General features: G+C 35.6%; 14 protein-coding genes, 9 tRNA genes and 2 pseudogenes. 2 read left to right on the top strand and 23 right to left on the bottom strand.

Annotated elements, in window-relative coordinates; translation table 11 throughout:
• The coding region (locus THESIDRAFT1_RS13510; protein WP_039929270.1) for a hypothetical protein at positions 1–206 on the top strand (206 nt) is incomplete at its 5' end.
• Positions 207–1,513: 1,307 nt separating this feature from the next.
• Here THESIDRAFT1_RS13510 and THESIDRAFT1_RS08145 read toward each other — a convergent pair.
• The 13 genes and pseudogenes from THESIDRAFT1_RS08145 to THESIDRAFT1_RS08080 form a co-directional block, all read right to left on the bottom strand.
• Positions 1,514–1,589, bottom strand: a tRNA-Lys gene (locus THESIDRAFT1_RS08145).
• Positions 1,590–1,627: 38 nt separating this feature from the next.
• A tRNA-Arg gene (locus THESIDRAFT1_RS08140) sits at positions 1,628–1,704 on the bottom strand.
• A 14-nt stretch (positions 1,705–1,718) separates the two neighbouring features.
• Positions 1,719–1,794, bottom strand: a tRNA-Gly gene (locus THESIDRAFT1_RS08135).
• A gap of 7 nt (positions 1,795–1,801) precedes the next feature.
• Positions 1,802–1,888: transfer RNA gene (locus tag THESIDRAFT1_RS08130), tRNA-Leu, on the bottom strand.
• Positions 1,889–1,921: 33 nt separating this feature from the next.
• A tRNA-Lys gene (locus THESIDRAFT1_RS08125) sits at positions 1,922–1,997 on the bottom strand.
• 7 nt (positions 1,998–2,004) lie between these two features.
• A tRNA-Gln gene (locus THESIDRAFT1_RS08120) sits at positions 2,005–2,079 on the bottom strand.
• A 3-nt stretch (positions 2,080–2,082) separates the two neighbouring features.
• Positions 2,083–2,159 (bottom strand) — tRNA-His (locus tag THESIDRAFT1_RS08115).
• Between the two features lie 11 nt (positions 2,160–2,170).
• Positions 2,171–2,247: transfer RNA gene (locus THESIDRAFT1_RS08110), tRNA-Arg, on the bottom strand.
• A 4-nt stretch (positions 2,248–2,251) separates the two neighbouring features.
• A tRNA-Gly gene (locus THESIDRAFT1_RS08105) sits at positions 2,252–2,325 on the bottom strand.
• A gap of 175 nt (positions 2,326–2,500) precedes the next feature.
• A complete protein-coding gene (locus THESIDRAFT1_RS08100; protein ID WP_003870473.1) occupies positions 2,501–3,001 on the bottom strand; it encodes a metallophosphoesterase in 501 nt (166 codons plus the stop codon).
• Positions 3,002–3,597, bottom strand: a pseudogene (locus THESIDRAFT1_RS08095) (XTP/dITP diphosphatase).
• On the bottom strand, positions 3,557–4,342 hold the full coding sequence (gene rph / locus THESIDRAFT1_RS08090; RefSeq protein WP_003870475.1) for a ribonuclease PH: 786 nt from the start codon (positions 4,340–4,342) through the stop codon (positions 3,557–3,559). The pseudogene THESIDRAFT1_RS08095 and the gene rph overlap by 41 nt, the downstream one beginning before the upstream one ends.
• A 435-nt stretch (positions 4,343–4,777) precedes the next feature.
• Complete coding sequence (locus THESIDRAFT1_RS08080) at positions 4,778–6,547, bottom strand: N-acetylmuramoyl-L-alanine amidase (protein WP_006570062.1); 1,770 nt, start codon at positions 6,545–6,547, stop codon at positions 4,778–4,780.
• A gap of 179 nt (positions 6,548–6,726) precedes the next feature.
• On the opposite strand from THESIDRAFT1_RS08080, the gene THESIDRAFT1_RS08075 reads away from it, so the two are divergent.
• Entirely contained in the window at positions 6,727–6,918 is a 192-nt protein-coding gene (locus THESIDRAFT1_RS08075; RefSeq protein WP_006570061.1) for a hypothetical protein, read from the top strand.
• 22 nt (positions 6,919–6,940) lie between these two features.
• Here the strand turns inward: THESIDRAFT1_RS08075 and THESIDRAFT1_RS08070 are convergent, their stop codons facing one another.
• From THESIDRAFT1_RS08070 to THESIDRAFT1_RS08035, 10 genes and pseudogenes are all read right to left on the bottom strand, one after another.
• Positions 6,941–7,285, bottom strand: a complete 345-nt coding sequence (locus THESIDRAFT1_RS08070; protein WP_039929268.1) for a hypothetical protein — start codon at positions 7,283–7,285, stop codon at positions 6,941–6,943.
• 218 nt (positions 7,286–7,503) lie between these two features.
• Complete coding sequence (locus THESIDRAFT1_RS13255; RefSeq protein WP_157632016.1) at positions 7,504–7,650, bottom strand: hypothetical protein; 147 nt, start codon at positions 7,648–7,650, stop codon at positions 7,504–7,506.
• A 56-nt stretch (positions 7,651–7,706) separates the two neighbouring features.
• Complete coding sequence (locus THESIDRAFT1_RS08065; protein ID WP_004405394.1) at positions 7,707–8,669, bottom strand: ABC transporter ATP-binding protein; 963 nt, start codon at positions 8,667–8,669, stop codon at positions 7,707–7,709.
• Positions 8,662–9,693, bottom strand: a complete 1,032-nt coding sequence (locus THESIDRAFT1_RS08060) for an ABC transporter ATP-binding protein (protein ID WP_006570060.1) — start codon at positions 9,691–9,693, stop codon at positions 8,662–8,664. Before THESIDRAFT1_RS08060 ends, THESIDRAFT1_RS08065 begins: the two co-directional genes overlap by 8 nt.
• A 12-nt stretch (positions 9,694–9,705) precedes the next feature.
• On the bottom strand, positions 9,706–10,083 hold the full coding sequence (locus tag THESIDRAFT1_RS15190) for an ABC transporter permease (RefSeq protein WP_483027933.1): 378 nt from the start codon (positions 10,081–10,083) through the stop codon (positions 9,706–9,708).
• Positions 10,084–10,089: 6 nt separating this feature from the next.
• Complete coding sequence (locus THESIDRAFT1_RS15185; protein ID WP_483027932.1) at positions 10,090–10,623, bottom strand: ABC transporter permease; 534 nt, start codon at positions 10,621–10,623, stop codon at positions 10,090–10,092.
• Positions 10,624–10,625: 2 nt separating this feature from the next.
• Positions 10,626–11,555, bottom strand: coding sequence for an ABC transporter permease (locus tag THESIDRAFT1_RS08050; RefSeq protein WP_004405400.1), 930 nt, complete (start codon positions 11,553–11,555; stop codon positions 10,626–10,628).
• Between the two features lie 106 nt (positions 11,556–11,661).
• Positions 11,662–13,311, bottom strand: coding sequence for a peptide ABC transporter substrate-binding protein (locus THESIDRAFT1_RS08045; RefSeq protein ID WP_006570059.1), 1,650 nt, complete (start codon positions 13,309–13,311; stop codon positions 11,662–11,664).
• Between the two features lie 560 nt (positions 13,312–13,871).
• The gene (locus THESIDRAFT1_RS08040; RefSeq protein ID WP_039929528.1) at positions 13,872–15,524 is read right to left on the bottom strand and encodes a peptide ABC transporter substrate-binding protein; all 1,653 of its coding nucleotides are present in this window, start codon (positions 15,522–15,524) and stop codon (positions 13,872–13,874) included.
• Between the two features lie 542 nt (positions 15,525–16,066).
• Positions 16,067–16,942, bottom strand: a pseudogene (locus tag THESIDRAFT1_RS08035) (reverse transcriptase domain-containing protein); the annotation flags it as partial.

Raw genomic sequence — 16,942 nt, 5'->3', positions numbered from 1 at the left:
TTCTTTTTTTTGCGGCGGAGGAACAGAGAAAAATAAATCACTCTTTTTTTTTTCACTCCATTAAGAGGAAAAAATTTATATTCCACCCCGGGGGCGCCCCACAGACTATCCCCAAAAAAAAGGGCCCCGGGGGGGATTGTGTTTGGGGGTTTTTTGGTGAAAAATGGGGTAAAGAAATTTTTCCCCCGTTTTTCCGCGCACCATAGGTGTTATATTGTCATTTTTTTCTGGGGCCATATTCGTCTTTATTACCGAGTGGAATCTGGCGAGGTCCTATATTTCCCCCAAGTTCCCCGTTCGGGTATTCCCGTGGGAAGATATTTTTCCTGGACTGGGTGGAAATATTCCCGTTTTTCAATCCTGTTCCCGTACCATTGTACAAAAGTGTTTAAAAAACCAGTTTGCGTGAAGATGGCGTAAGTAAATAATTCATTATCTTAACAAGGTTTTACATTTCTTCCGGTTCAAGGGCTTCCTGCGCATGTTGTTTGTCTTTTTTCAATAGCAGATGAGCACTTGGGCGGTCGGGCCACTTTGCGGTGTTCGTTTAGGTGTTTCCCCGGCTACGATTAATCCCCCCATAGCTTAGTGAGTCCGATAATGGATCCACAAAGGGGTTAGTTCACCAACCCGCTGTACCTTTGTAAGATTATCCGGTACCTGATGATCTTTATTGATTCTGTCCGTGGTGCATTATAGTATCCGTGACGGGGCAATAACCTGTCATCTAACATCACTGCAGGGGGGGGGGGGCCCCCCCCCCCCCCCTCCCCCCCCCCCTTTTTTTTTTTAAAAAAAAAAAAAAAAAAAGGGGGGGGGGGAAAAAAAAGGGGGTTTTTTTTTTTTTAAAAAAAATTTTTTTTTTAAAACCCCAAAAAAAAGTTTTTTGGGGGGGGGGGGGGGGGGTTTTTTAAAAAAAAAAAAGGGGGATTTTTTTTTTTTTTTTTTTTAAAAAAAAAAAAAAAAAAATTTTTTTTTTTTTTTTTTTTTTTTTTTTTTTTAAAAAAAAAAAAAAAAAAAAAAAAAAAAAAATTTTTTTTTTTTTTTTTTTTTTTTTTTTTTTTTAAAAAAATTTTAAAAAAAAAAAAAAAATTTTTTTTTTTTTTTTAAAAAAAAAAAAAAAAAAAAAAAAAAAAAAAAAAAAAAAAAAAAAAAAAAAAAAAAAAAATCAGAAAATTGTTTAACCAATTCCACCTCATTGGGTTCTTTGTCAAGAGCTGGGGTAGGTATTTTCTAAATGCCCCCTTTATGTTACCTTTAGATAAGTTCTTCAAATTTAGTACTTGTATATTGTGACCTCAAATCGCTATGAAGTATAAGCTCTTTTTGAGGTTTCTGAGCATCATAAGCATTATAGTAAGCTCTGTATCCACAGTTTTAGACAAGGAAAAGTTCTAAGCCGAAAGAATAGCAGAAAAAATTAGTGGACCCCAACATAAGGAGAAAATCCTTAATTTCGCATACAAAAAAGGTATCGACATTTTATCGATACCATTAAACTTCGCATAAATACTGGTGCGCCATCAGGGACTCGAACCCCGGACCCGCTGATTAAGAGTCAGCTGCTCTACCAACTGAGCTAATGGCGCACGTAGAACCGTTGTTATATATTTGGCTTTTTCTTCTCTGGTGCGCCCTGTAGGATTTGAACCCACGACCTCCAGGTTCGAAGCCTGTCACTCTATCCAACTGAGCTAAGGGCGCATACATAATTAAAATGGAGCGGACAACGAGACTCGAACTCGCGACCCTCACCTTGGCAAGGTGATGCTCTACCAACTGAGCTATGTCCGCATCTATATGGTGCGGGAGAAGGGACTTGAACCCATATGCCACTTTAGGCACTAGAACCTGAATCTAGCGCGTCTGCCAATTCCGCCACTCCCGCACAAATTCAGGCCCTCACTTTTCTCTTTAAAACTGGTGACCCATCCGCGACTCGAACGCGGGACACCCTGCTTAAAAGGCAGGTGCTCTACCTCCTGAGCTAATGGGTCACATAATTGGCTGGGATGGCAGGATTCGAACCTACGAATGCCAGAGTCAAAGTCTGGTGCCTTACCACTTGGCTACATCCCAGCATGGGGTGGATAGTGGGACTTGAACCCACGACCTCCAGAGCCACAATCTGGCGCTCTAACCAACTGAACTATATCCACCACACAATAAATGGTGCGCCTGGAGAGATTCGAACTCCCGACACACGGCTTAGAAGGCCGTTGCTCTATCCAACTGAGCTACAGGCGCATATTGGAGCGGGTGATGGGAATCGAACCCACGTAACCAGCTTGGAAGGCTGGGGCTCTACCATTGAGCTACACCCGCATGTGTTAACTTACTTGAGATTTCAGAGAATTTTCCTCGCTTGTTTCTTAATCCGTCTGACATTTTTAGATTATATCAGATGCCTTTATCTTTGTCAACACCTCGTTTTAAAAATTTTTTCTGGATTAAATTGTATAGAAAACATAAGAGGGGTAATTCCCCACTCTTACGTTTTCTATGCTTCTTTTAGCACTGAGACTTCTTCTAAATTCACTAATCTTGGGAATATACCAGTCTTATCAATTGTCACTAATGCTATAGTTTTTTTTGCACCTTCTCTTGGCAAAGAAGGACTGCCTGGATTTAAAAGTAAAATATCTTCATGTTTTGAAATCATAGGAATATGAGTATGGCCAAAAAATACAGCATTTACTCCCAATTCTCTTCCTCTATCTAAAATCGTTTGATACTCGTATTTAACATAATATCTGTGTCCATGAGTTAACAAGATTTTTTGGCCTTCTGTTTCAATTACTTTCTCCAATTCATCTTTTGTAGGGAAATCACAATTCCCTTTAACATACTCTAATGGAATCCCAAACTCTTGAGATAATTGAATAGCATCTGAAGCATTATCTCCTAAATGAATAAGATAATCTATTCCTTTAAGCTCCCGCAATTTTTTCCTAACCAGCGCAAATATACCATGTGTGTCGCTAATAACTGCTAAAACCATTTATTTTTCCTCCAGACGTTTTAAAATATAATTTTTTAACTTCATAAGAGCATCAGCTCTATGACTTATCTTATTTTTTTCTTCCATAGTAAGTTCTGCCAAACTCTTTCCTAAATTATCGACATAAAAAACTGGGTCATATCCAAAACCATTTTTCCCTCGAGGATGATCTAAAATGTGCCCTTCTAATTTACCTTCTAATAAAGTTTCTTTTTCCCTTTCTACCACTGCTATTACTGTCTTAAAATAAGCTTTTCTTTTTTCGTAAGGAACGCCCTCTAATAGTTTTAATAATTTTTTGTTGTTATCTTCATAGGTAGCATTTTCACCAGCAAATCTTGCTGAATATACTCCAGGTTGTCCATTTAAATGCTCCACAAACAATCCTGTATCGTCAGCTATAACAATTCCCTCAACCTTTTCTTTTAAAAAGCGAGCCTTGATAAGAGCATTTTCTTCAATCGTATTTCCTGTCTCTTCTATGTCTTCTTTTATACCCAAGTCTGCCATAGAATAAATTTCAACAGGATAGCCTTTAAAAAAATTTTTATTTCTTCAGTTTTGTGAGGATTGTGGGTTGCTATTATTATTTTCAACTGAATCAACTCCTATTTTATCTACAATATCTGAAAGAACTTCTTTTTGAATTTTGATAATCTGTTCAATCCCATATTCTGCAAGGCTTAAAAGGTCTGTCAAATTCTGCTTTGTAAATGGTCCACCTTCACCTGTTCCCTGTATTTCTACAATTTCTCCTTTGTCTGTCATAACTACATTCATATCTACTAATGCATTCGAATCTTCTTGAAAGGATAAATCTAAAAGCTCATTTCCCTCCACAATTCCTACACTTACAGCCGCAACAAAACCTTTCAAAGGAATCTTAGGGATGTCACCTTTTTCTACCAATTTGTTAAGTGCATCTGCCAATGCTATAAATGAGCCTGTAATAGAAGCTGTTCTTGTACCCCCATCTGCTTGTATAACATCGCAATCTATCCATATAGTCTTTTCTCCTAACACATCCAAATCCACTACAGACCTTAAAGAACGGCCTATAAGCCGCTGTATTTCCATAGTCCTTCCACTAGGTCTTCCTTTAGTTACTTCTCTTGGATTCCTTGTTTCAGTTGCTCTTGGCAACATACCATACTCACTGGTTATCCAACCCTTACCTGTACCTTTTTGAAAGGGAGGTACCTTATCCTCAATGGAGGCAGTGCAAATGACTTTTGTGTTTCCCATCTCAATTAGCACTGAACCTTCAGCAAACTTATTAAAATTTCTCGTAATTTTTATAGGTCTCAGTTCATTAAATTCTCTTCCATCAATCCTGTTCATTTCTTCAACCCTTTCATTTAATAAAAATAGTTTAAAGTTAATTTATTCTGCTTTATTGTTTTTATCGCTCAATATTATTTTAAAACCTTTATTAATATTTTACAAGAACATAAAGACAAAAAAATCTGGTTTAAAAATCCAGATTTTTTTGTTGACAAAGTTAAAAAATATTCAAAGGAGATATTTTGCATCGTCGCTCCGATGTTCCAAAGCGACAAAACTAAAAGCTCGACCTTCAGGCTCCGGCAGGGTACCGGGCACAATCGGCATCCATGCCTTAAGGTGCCCGCCTCCGCCATCCATGGCTTCGGCCCTGCCTCCACCCTCGGTCTTGCTAAGTTTTGTTACCGCTTTGTAACAAGTCGCTCCTTATGCAAAATATCTCCTTTACGAAAATTTGTCTACAGTCTGACCTGGTTTAAAAAAACAGATAAATTATGGATTGCTATTTGTATTATTTGTATCATATACAGAATTAGAAACAGTTGCAGAGATAGATCCCTCTTTTAATTTTTTAAAATATTCTACAATGCCATTATATATTCCTTGAGCTACTTTCCATTGGAAGGCATCGTCCTGAAGCAAAGCTGCATCATCAGGATTGGTTATAAAAGCTGTTTCGATAAGTATTGCCGGCATTTTTGTTTTGTTTAACACTGACAAATTAGGCCCTTCTTTAAGCCCTCTGTCTACAGTGTTTATCTCTTTCATTAAGTTGTCATGGATGATTTGAGCAAAAGTCTTGTTGTCTCTTGTGTCTCCCTTGTATCCATTTGGATAATACCATATTTCTGTGCCTTTAGGAGTTGGAGTCCCAAAAGCATTGGTGTGTATACTTATAAATACGTCAGCTCCCGCATTGTTCGCTTCTTGTGACCTAGTAACAAGGTCTATAAATACATCAGAATCTCTAGACATCGTAGTTCTAAATCCACCTTTTGTGAGAAGGCTATTTAGCTTAAGAGCAATCCCTAAAACTACATCAGATTCTCTTAAACCACCTACTCCTATCGCACCAGGATCACTTCCACCATGGCCAGGATCTATGTAAATAAGAGGCATTTCATTCGGCTGAGACTTCAAGACCAACATTATAATGTTTTTATCGAGTATTTTTACAGAATAATCCGCTTTCCCAGTAGTATCTGCCACCACTCTCACTGTATCGTTGTTATACTGTGAATACCTTATAGCCGTTATAACATTTCCTTGCACTGGTATCTGACCAGCTTTACTTCCATCTGGCATTTTAAGAATAGCATCTGATATGTCAACAACTATCTTATTATCTCCAACTTTTTGAGTATTAAACTGCTCCGCATCGCAATTGATTATAACTTTATCATAATCACCTTCTTTTGCAAAACTTATTCCTGTTACATAGCTTGTACCAATATCAAATGAAATAGTTAAATTGGTACTATCCTGCGATTTGGTAATATTGTAAGGAACTACATCTGTTAAATATATCACTGCCCGTACTTTAGGGACAGGTTGTGTTTGGTTCTGTGCAATTACTGCATTTACAAGACTTTTCTTATTAATTGGTATATCTATTCTTCCTTTGTCCCATATGGCATTTTCTATGTCCACATAAATTCTAATATTCCCTGGATCTTCTATAACTCCTTGACTATACTTTATGGGACTATCCGCTGTGATATTTACGGAAAATACGCCGTTATTATAACTTGTAGTAAAGCTAGTTATATTTGCAATTTTAGGTGGAGAGGCGGCATTTATTTGGTAACTTTTTTGGTCCCATTCTACTTTGTAGCCAAAAGTTTCAAGCAAAAACCTAAAAGGAATATATGTATATCCTTCGTTGCCAATTCCTATTATTCGCGCAGGAGCTACTAACTTAACTTCTTTACCATCAACTAAGGCAACGTCACTTCCAATAGTCAGTCTAACAGTTTTATCTTTTGTTATAGTAACAGATTTAGTTTTGTCATCCCACTCTACTTTAGCTCCGAATCCTTTTTCCGAGATTACTCTCACAGGAATTAATGTACTGTCTTTTAAAATCAAAGGCGGGGTCTTTCCAGTGTCGAAATTTTGGCCAGCTACTTTAATTGTGATATCTGGAACATTGTAATAAAAAGGCTTTCCATCTACTAAAATAGTGTTCTTATATGCAAAAGCTATACTATATGAGGCTAAAATTGCTACAACCATTGCAACAAATAATGCTATTTTTTTCACTAAAAGCCCCCCTTTTTGTGAAAAAATTCGACTTTAAATATATCATAATACATTAATATTACAAAATGATTACAAACTCATTACAATTTCTTAACTTTATTAGTAATTACATATATTGTATCGGTTAAATGGATTAGTTTTTTGAGTTTTAGGAAAAATAAAAAAGGGAGGTGGTACCTGTGACTAATATAAATTGCACAGCCGATTGTATTTATCAAAAAGAAGGAAAATGCACTTTATCTGACCTCTCACAAATGATAAAGAACAATAGTTTTGTTGATGATAATTACAATAAAGACAATTTAAATAGTGAAAACATGAAAATAAATTGTGCTTATTATGTTCCAGTAAAAAAAATAGCAGCAACATAGCTGCTAAAAAATTCCTATTTTATTAAAAAAGGCGCATAGAATAAATTGTAAATAAAGCATCAACAATTACAAGGAAAGTAAAAGCTGCAAAATTAGAATTAAATTTCTTCTCTCCAAAATACATTTTGACAAAAACAAATGACAAAAGCACTGTCAATATAGGTATGAGTTTTAAGTTATACGGGAAAGAAGCTTCAATCATACTCATTTTTATAGGCTGAGGTGGATATAATAAATATTTCCCAACACCATATAAAGACATTCCTATGTAAAAGGAATTAATCGACTCATTTTTGAATTTCTTGGGTTCAAAAAACATGACAAATAAAAACCACTCATAAGCTGGTAATGAAACTGAAAATATCATAATAAATCCCAAAAGCAAAGCAGCAGAAAGAGAAAAAACTGAAAAACTTAAGGCATTTTGTAAATCTAAGCTACGTACACCGCTTACCTAAAGAAGGTAAATGGGCTTCTGAGCCATATATATTAAATACTCCCAAGGGATTGTTTTTATCCTGGATAGAAACGGGTGGTTTTTCCAAGTATTTAATATTGCCATCCCAAAAAGATGAGAAGGCATATTTAAGTTTTTTCACCAATAGCTAAATCTCTACTCCACATATCAGAAGGATTGCTTGCAAAAATCTTTAGATATTTATAAAAATGATAAAAAATTATAGCAATTGAAACTATTATAATTAATAAAGCTGCTAAAAACCTTTTACTCATTTTACCCCTTCTTTTTTAAAATTTATGTAAAAAAGGCACCCACTGCGAGTGCCTTTTTATTTATTGAAAAGATGGCAAGCAACAAAATGGCTGCTACCTACTTCTTTAAGGGGTGGAGTTTGTTCTTTACAAATATCCATCGCATATTTGCATCTCGTTCTAAATCTACAACCAGATGGTGGATTTATTGGGCTTGGCACATCACCTTCAAGTATTATCCTTTCTCTTTTTCTCTCTACTTTAGGGTCAGGTATAGGTACAGCTGACAAAAGTGCCTGAGTATAAGGATGGAGGGGATTAGAGTAAAGCTCGGCGCTACTAGTCATTTCCACAATCATTCCTAAATACATTACAGCAACCTTATCACTTATATGCCTTACCATACTCAAGTCATGAGCAATAAATAAGTAGGTAAGGCCTTTTTCTTGTTGCAAATTCATCAAAAGATTTACAATCTGAGCTTGTATAGAAACGTCTAAAGCAGATATAGGCTCGTCAGCTATAATAAATTCTGGCTCTATAGCCATTGCCCTCGCTATACCAATTCTTTGTCTCTGACCACCTGAAAATTCGTGAGGAAATCTATTAGCGTGTTCTCTATTTAGCCCTACCATCTCTAAAAGTTGATATATTCTTTCCATTCTTTCTTTTCCAGTATATAACCCATGAATGTCAATTCCTTCACCAATGATATCCCCAACCGTCATACGGGGATTTAAAGAGGCATAGGGGTCTTGGAAAATCATTTGCGCTCTTCGGGCAAATTTCTTTCTTCCTTCGTAAGTTAGATGGTTAACTTTTTCTCCATCGAATATTATTTCTCCTGCCGTTGGCTCATATAATCCTATTATCGTACGACCTGTAGTAGATTTACCACACCCCGACTCTCCCACCAAACCTAACGTTTCTCCTTTTTTAATGGTAAAGCTTACATCATCTACAGCTTTTAAAATACCGCCACTAACTTGAAAATATTTTTTTAAATTTTTAACTTCTAATAAAACCTTGTTATCACTCATCTGCTGCTACCCCCATTTCGAACGGATTGGTAACTTTGGGAGCATAGGGGTGCTTAAGCCAACAAGCAACTTGATGAGTCTCTGATTCTCTATTCACCTCTGGCGGAGCTTCATAGCATATTTTCATAGCGTAGTCACATCTTGCTGCAAAAGGGCAACCAACAGGTGGTGCAAATAAATCAGGTGGCGTACCAATTATAGGTACAAGTCTTTCCTTGTTTTTGGCATCTAATCGTGGAACAGACCTCAACAATCCCCACGTATAAGGATGCTGGGGATGATAGAATATCTCATCTAAAGTTCCTCTTTCTACAATTTTTCCTGCATACATTACCACAACTCTATCAGCTATATCAGCAACAACTCCAAGGTCATGAGTAATGATAATTATTGAAGTATTAAACTGTTTTTGCAAATCCTTCATCAGATCTAAAATCTGGGCTTGTATTGTAACGTCTAAGGCTGTAGTAGGTTCGTCTGCAATTAATAATTTAGGTCTACAAGCAAGGGCAATAGCAATCATCGCCCTCTGTCTCATGCCGCCCGAAAATTCATGAGGATATTGATGAATTCTCTTTTCAGCATTAGGGATGCCGACAATATCTAACATTTCTTTAGCCCTTTTCATAGCCTCTGATCTAGTCACATCTTCATGTTTTAAAATTACTTCAGCAATTTGATTCCCTATTGTCATTGTAGGGTTTAAAGAAGTCATAGGATCTTGGAATATCATACCAATTTTTGAACCTCTTATTGATTGCATCTCTTTATCCGTATAGTTAGTTATATCTTTTCCGTCAAATATAATTTTTCCACCTTTTAATCTTCCTGGAGGTTCAGGGTTTAGTTTCATTACAGCATGCATTGTAACAGACTTACCACAGCCAGATTCTCCAACAATCGCTAACGCTTCTCCTTTATACACTTCAAAGCTTACGCCTCTTACTGCTTTAACCTCCCCGGCATATGTGTCAAAAGAGTATTCCAGATCTTTTACTTCTAACAATACTTCCTTTTTTTCCATGTCAATTCCTCCTTATTTGCGCAACCTTGGGTCCAAAGCATCTCTTAAACCATCACCTAATAAGTTGAAAGAGAGCATTGTCATACTTATGAAAAATGCCGGGAAGAACAACTGATATGGGTACATCAAAAGAACATTGGTAGCATCATTAGCTAAAGTTCCCCAACTTGCTAAAGGAGGCTGCACGCCAAGGCCTATATAACTTAAGAATGCTTCTGTAAAAATTGCCGCAGGAACGTCAAAAGTTATAGAAACTATTATTGGACCTAAAGTGTTTGGGATTAAGTGTTTTAAAATTATTCTTGCAGGAGAAGCACCTAAAGTCTTTGCTGCTAACACAAATTCCTGCTCTTTTAATTGCAAAACCTGTCCTCTTACAAGCCTTGCCATTCCAACTCAACCTGTTATAACCATTGCAGTAATTATAGTAACAATGCCAGGTCCCATAACAAGCATAAGCAAGATAACTAATATGAGATAGGGTATTCCATACAAAATATCCACAATACGCATCATAACATTGTCAACTTGTCCTCCAAAGTATCCTGAAATTCCCCCGTAAATTACACCAATGATGCCATCCAGTAAAGCCGCTGCAATACCTATAGTAAGGGATATTCTCGCTCCCATCCACGTCCTCACAAATAAGTCCCTGCCAAGATAATCCGTACCAAACCAATGCTCAGCAGATGGTGGTTTGTTTGTCATCATAAGGTTTTGGTCAGAATATTTGTAAGGTAGCATATAAGGACCTATAATCGCCATTATGCCCAATAAGATAAGAAACACCAAAGATGCCATTGCAACTTTATTCATTTTAAGCCTTCTCCATGCATCTTGCCAATAAGTCATACTGGGACGTACAATCGCTTGGCTTTCTTCAATATTAGGCCCTACTCTTTCAAATTTCTCTCTTGTAATTTCAACCACCGTTATTTACCTCCCTTAGCAAGTCTTATTCTGGGATCAATTAAACCGTATGTTATATCTACAAGGAATACTAGGAATACAAGGATAGCACTGTAGAAAATAGTCGTTCCCAATATCATAGTATAGTCGTTGTTATATATACTCTGCACAAAATATTTACCAAGACCTGGTATGCCAAATATTCTTTCAACGACAAAAGTACCTGTAACGATTCCTGCAATCAATGGTCCTAATACCGTTATTACTGGCAAAATGGCATTTCTTATCATATGCCTCCAAATAATCTCAAAAGAAGAAAGCCCTTTTGATTTAGCAGTCTTTATATAGTCCTGTCCAATTACATCAAGCATACTTGCCCTCATTAAACGAGAAATTATTGATAATGAAGCAAAAGAAAGCGCTATTGAAGGAAGTATAGTATGAGCAAAAGTTCCCCATCCTGACACAGGAAGCCATCTTAATTTTGAAGCTATCCAATACTGCAACAATGTAGCAATAATAAAATTAGGGACAGACCTTCCTATAATAGCCAAAATCATTGAAACATAATCCCAAAAGCCATTTCTGTTTAATGCCGCCACAATTCCAAGAATCAATCCTAAAAATACTCCTAGGATTATCGATTGCATTCCTATTTGAAAAGAGGCCGGAAAACCGTTTGCTATAATTTCATTTACCGTTCTGTTCAAATATTTTAATGAAATGCCTAAATCGCCATGTAACAAATTTTTTAGGTAATATCCATATTGGACAATTAAAGGTTTATCCAAGTGATACTTAGCCAGCATGTTTTGCCTTATCTGCTCTGGGACTCTTTTTTCGCTTGTAAAAGGATCCCCAGGAATCATGTGCATTAAGAAAAATGTTAAAGTGACAATGACCCACAAAGTTATAATCATATATATCGTTCGTTCTAAAGTATATCTTAGCAAATTTTTACACCTCCAATGGCGTTTGATGTAAATATACAGCGAATATATATGGCCTATGCCATATATATTCGCATTTATTCTAAATCATTCTTTCTTTAATTTTTATTTATTTTCCCTCAATGTAAGTCCATTTCATCTCCCAATCAGGGCCAAATGTTGGGAAGTAAAGATTCTTTACATACGGTTTTACCACATATGCCCTTGCTTGGAACCACAATGGACCAATTGGCATATCTTCCATTAAGATTTTTTCTGCTTGAATCATTTCTTCATTTCTTGCTTTTAAGTCACCATTTACTTTTGCTTCTTCTATGAGTTTATCGTAATTTGGATTGCTATAGAAAGCTGTGTTATTACCATTGTTTGTCTCCCACATATCGAGGAAGGTCATTGGATCGTTGTAGTCAGCCCCCCAACCAGCAAGAACTATTTGATAATCTCCTTTGTCCATCATGTCAAGTCTTACTTTAAATGCTACGCTTTGAATCTCAACTTGCACTCCAAGAGCTTGATTCCACATTTGTTGTAAAGCTACAGCGTATTTTTTAGCAGTATCTGTATCACCCGTTAAGAACTTAATGTTAGGGAGTTTGCTAAGGCCAAGCTCTTGTAAGCCTTTTTGCAAGTATTCTTTTGCTTGTGCCACATCATTGTCTTTGAAATATCCTGGTCCAGCTTCACTCCTAAAATCTCCGTTGTAACCAGGAATTCCAGGCGGAACAATGGCTTCTGCTGGTATAGAACCATTTTTAGCAACTTCTTTTACAAAAAGCTCTCTATTTATTGAAAGAGTAAATGCCTTTCTTATATTAGCATTTTTAAATATTTTATCTTTATTATTGAATTGCAAATACCAAACAGTCGCAAGTGCATAGTTGTGATATTCAGGTGAATCTTTATATTTATCTATATAGTCTCCAGGAATAAAGATAGAATCAAGAGCTCCCGTATCATAGTTTTGCACCAGAGAGTTATTGTCCTTTATCATACTGAAATTAATTGTTTGAAGTTTTACATTATCTTTATCCCAATAATATGGGTTTTTTTCAAGGACAATGTTTTGTTCATGGTTCCATTCTTTTACTATAAATGGGCCACTGTATACCATAGTGTTGGGATCAGAGCCAACTTTATCTCCATATTTTTCATATATTGCTTTTTCAAGAGGCATATAAGTTACAAAAGAAGTCAATCCTAAAAATTGAGGTGCTGGTGCTTTCAAAGTAACTTGCAAAGTCTTATCATCTAAAGCCTTAACCCCTACTTGGTCAGCACTGCCTTTGCCAGAGTTATATTCTTCTGCCCCCTTAATATAATACAACTGATAAGCATATTGAGAACCTGTATTAGGGTCAAGAGCTCTTTTCCACGCATATTCAAAGTCATAAGCTGTTATAGGATTGCCGTCACTCCATTTAGCATCTCTTAAATAGAAGGTATAGGTAAGCCCATCCTCTGATATTGTCCAATCTTTTGCAAGGCCTGAACCTTTCTCAATCTTTCCGTCTTTGTTGTATCTTACAAGTCCTTCTAGCACGTCATTTAAAATTGTAATAGAAACTTCATCTGTAGTTTTTTGAGGGTCCAGTGTTGGTGGTTCATCACCTAAATTTAAATTCAAAACTTGTTCACTCTGAGTATTTTTAGAAGTTGTACTTGTAGCAGTTTTGCTTTGCCCACTGCAACCTGCCAATAGTGCGCTTAAGACTAATACTAGAGAAAGCAATGTTACTATAACTCTTTTGTGTTTCAACATTTACATCTCCTCCTATTTTCTGTAAAATAAAATTTAAAACAACTTGACCCCCCCAAAATATAAAAAGCGCTTTTTATCTCTCTTTACTTCACCTCCTTAGTGAAGTGGGCATTTGAAAATTGTATATTGCTTATAAATGATATATACATTTTATATCATTTGGCGATGATAATCAATATACAAATTTAAACACTTGAGAAAAGCTTTTCTTTATATATTATATAATTAGACAAAAATTTAAAAAATCCTTCAATTTTTGTTTAATGTTTAAAATTTTTTTGTAAACATTATATCAAAATTTAAATGCGTAAACAAAATTACGATTTTTATTCAATTTTATTACATTAAAGTTTTATATAATTAAATTCATCCCCTCCTGCCTTAATTATTATCCACCTTAATCTTTTTTAAATCAAGCAAATTATTTGTATATTTTAAACTTTTTGTTTAATTGTATTATAAGTATGTTTATTCTTAATATTTAAATTTACCGTTAAATTGTAAAGACCAGGCCCTTCAAGACCTGGTCTTTATGCCTTTTTTGTCAATTGTATTTTCCTTTATTTATTCTTTCCCTCAATATATGTCCATTTCCATTCGTTGTCAACACCAACTGGGAATCTTACCCAATCCTTTACATATGGTCTTTGCAGATAGGCTCTTCCTGCAAAGTAAAGCGGACCAATTGGCATGTCTTCCATCAATATTTTTTCTGCTTCATGCATTGCTTGCATTCTAACTGCATTGTCATTTGTAGAGTTAGCCTTTTTTATGAGTTCATCGTACTTCGGATTGCTGTAGAAGGCTGTGTTGTTTCCACCACCTGTTACCCAAAGGTCCATAAACGTCATTGGATCATTGTAGTCAGCCGCCCAACCAGCGTATACTATGTCATAATCTCCTTTGTCCATCATATCAAGTCTCACTTTAAACGCGACATTTACAATATCAACACTTACACCCAAGTTTTTGTTCCAGAATTCCTGCAATGCCTGTGTATGCTTTTTAGCAGCGTCACTATCTCCACCTACAAATTTTATCTTTGGAAGCTTGTCGATTCCCAATTCTTGCATTCCTTTTGCAAGAAGCTCTTTTGCCTTAGCTACATCATTGTCTTTAAAGAAATCTCCGCCTTCTTTTCTAAACTCTTCTTTTTCACCAGGTATTCCTGGTGGAACAAATGAAAGAGCAGGTATTGAACCATTCTTGAGGATGTTATCCACAAAAGCTTTTCTATCTACTGCATATGTGAAAGCTTTTCTAATGTTAACATTTGAGAATATTTTGCTCTTATTATTGAATTGTAAATACCACGTTGTAGCCGTTGCCATTTGATGGAAATTTGGATCGTCTTTGTATTTGTCAATATATTGTCCTGGTACACCTATACTATCATATTCTCCTGCTTCGTATTTTTGAACAATGGCATTTTCATCTTTTAACATATCCATATTTATTCTTTCCAGCTTTACATTGTCTTTATCCCAGTAATTTGGATTTTTTTCAAGAACAATGTTTTGTTCATGGTTCCATTCTTTTACTATGAATGGCCCGGAATAAACCATTGTATCTGGTGAGGAACCATATTTGTCTCCATATTTTTCAACAGCAGCTTTTTGCGCTGGCAAATATGTGATAAAAGATGTTAACCCTAAAAATTGAGGAGCTGGTTTTTCAAGGATGACTTCCAATGTTTTATCATCAAGGGCTTTTACTCCCACATCTTCAGCTTTTGCTTTGCCACTATTATATGCCTCAGCATTTTTAATGTAGTAAAGCATATATGCGTACTGTGAAGCTGTTTCTGGAGCAAGGGCTCTCTTCCACGCGTATTCAAAGTCATGAGCAGTTATAGGAGTGCCATCACTCCATTTAGCATCTCTTAGATGGAAAACATATCTCAATCCATCATCTGAAATCTCCCAATCCAAAGCAAGTCCAGAACCTTTTTCCACTCTGCCATCTTTATTTAGTCTAACTAGACCTTCTAATGTAGCATTCAAAATATCAAAAGACACAGTATCTGTCGCCAGTTGTGGGTCAAGGTTTGGTGGTTCTTCCCCTAAGTTAATATTCAATACTTGTTCATCTGCAGGTTGAGATTCAGAAGATTTATCAGTTGGAGACGTTGATTGTTTTGAACATCCTACAAAAAGCACCGAAGATAAAATAAATAAAACAGCTAATGCTAATACTAAAATTCTTTTTCTCATCAAAAAAGCCTCCCTCTTATTAACATTTCTTAAAATTTCATCTCTCTTACCTTCTATTACAATTTCATGCCTCACCCCCCTTAGCCCTTATAAAATTATCAGTAAAATTAAAATTATTTTTCTTGTCTACAATTATATATATTAGATAAAATCTACAAAATTCCTCCTAAAATTTTATGAATTTTTTATTATTCTAATTGCAAATCCAAAAGAATAAAATATTATTTGACTATTCATTAATTAACAAAAAAATTTAACCCCTTCAACAATTAATCAATTTGTTTAGTAAAAATAAAATACGGACAAATCCAGCAAATAAGCAATATTTCAGCAATCTCGAGAAAAAACAGCTTTACATAATTATATCATCTAATGTTTACATATACAATATTATTTTACGAATTCAGTGAAAATTATTGAATCAATCAAATTTACTTGTAATTGTCATTTTATTGCGAATAAAATCGAGTAGGAGCTGAATAATTATTTTATTCAGCGTCCTCTCACACCACCGTACGTACCGTTCGGTATACGGCGGTTCATTAGGAATTGTGTACAATTAGATATCTTTGGGATAAACTCTTATAACCTATGCTTTCAAAGTATTTATTTGTAAGAGTCTTATTTAGGATTGGGCTATTGGATATTCTCCAGTAGCCTTTCCTTGTATTGGCGTATTCCCAGGCTTTTTGTTCTTCTACTCCTAGTTTTACTAAGTTATCATGCTTCGTTTTTATCTTCTTCCATTGTTTCCATATACATGCCCTTAGTCTTCGCCTTATCCATTCGTCAAGGGTTTTCATTATGCTTTTCGCGTCTGCTAATCCAAAATAGTTGACCCATCCTGTTGTTATTTGATTTAGTCTTTTTATTCTGTTTTCCATGCTTATTCCCTTGTTCCGATTGGTTATTTCTCTTACTTTTTCCTTAAACCTTTTGATGGATTTTTCATGGATTCTTATTCTTACTTCGTTTTCTTTTGTGTAGAATGAAAATCCAAGAAATTTTCTTCTCCATGGTCTATCTACAGCACTTTTTGCTTCGTTGACTTTTAGTTTTAATTTGCTTTCTATGAATTTCTTTATGCTCTTCATTACTCTGTTTCCTGCAGACCTGCTTTTTACATATATGTTGCAGTCATCTGCATATCGGCAGAATTTGTGCCCTCTCCTTTCAAGTTCTTTGTCTAGTTCGTCCAACATTATGTTTGCTAATAGGGGACTTAATGGCCCTCCTTGGGGTGTCCCTTCTTCTGTTGATATTTTGATTCCGTTTATCATTACTCCTGATTCTAGGTATCTTCGTATTAACTTTAGTACTCTTTTGTCCCCTATCCGCTTTTCTAGTTTGGACATTATTATGTCGTGGTTACTCTGTCAAAGAACTTTTCTAAGTCCATATCTACAACCCATGTGTAT

It is taken from the genome of Thermoanaerobacter siderophilus SR4, from assembly GCF_000262445.1.
In the GTDB taxonomy this organism is placed as follows: Bacteria; Bacillota; Thermoanaerobacteria; order Thermoanaerobacterales; family Thermoanaerobacteraceae; genus Thermoanaerobacter; species Thermoanaerobacter ethanolicus.
This window is presented reverse-complemented; position numbering and strand designations above follow the sequence as displayed.

Excerpts from the sequence above, each read along its gene's own strand:
- THESIDRAFT1_RS08060 (WP_006570060.1), bottom strand. The coding sequence starts at position 9,693 with ATGGAAAAAAAGGAAGTATTGTTAGAAGTAAAAGATCTGGAATACTCT.
- THESIDRAFT1_RS13255 (WP_157632016.1), bottom strand. The coding sequence starts at position 7,650 with ATGAGTAAAAGGTTTTTAGCAGCTTTATTAATTATAATAGTTTCAATT.
- THESIDRAFT1_RS08040 (WP_039929528.1), bottom strand. The coding sequence starts at position 15,524 with ATGAGAAAAAGAATTTTAGTATTAGCATTAGCTGTTTTATTTATTTTA.
- rph (WP_003870475.1), bottom strand. The coding sequence starts at position 4,342 with ATGAACAGGATTGATGGAAGAGAATTTAATGAACTGAGACCTATAAAA.
- THESIDRAFT1_RS08065 (WP_004405394.1), bottom strand. The coding sequence starts at position 8,669 with ATGAGTGATAACAAGGTTTTATTAGAAGTTAAAAATTTAAAAAAATAT.
- THESIDRAFT1_RS15190 (WP_483027933.1), bottom strand. The coding sequence starts at position 10,083 with ATGGCAAGGCTTGTAAGAGGACAGGTTTTGCAATTAAAAGAGCAGGAA.
- THESIDRAFT1_RS08070 (WP_039929268.1), bottom strand. The coding sequence starts at position 7,285 with ATGATATTTTCAGTTTCATTACCAGCTTATGAGTGGTTTTTATTTGTC.
- THESIDRAFT1_RS08045 (WP_006570059.1), bottom strand. The coding sequence starts at position 13,311 with ATGTTGAAACACAAAAGAGTTATAGTAACATTGCTTTCTCTAGTATTA.
- THESIDRAFT1_RS08100 (WP_003870473.1), bottom strand. The coding sequence starts at position 3,001 with ATGGTTTTAGCAGTTATTAGCGACACACATGGTATATTTGCGCTGGTT.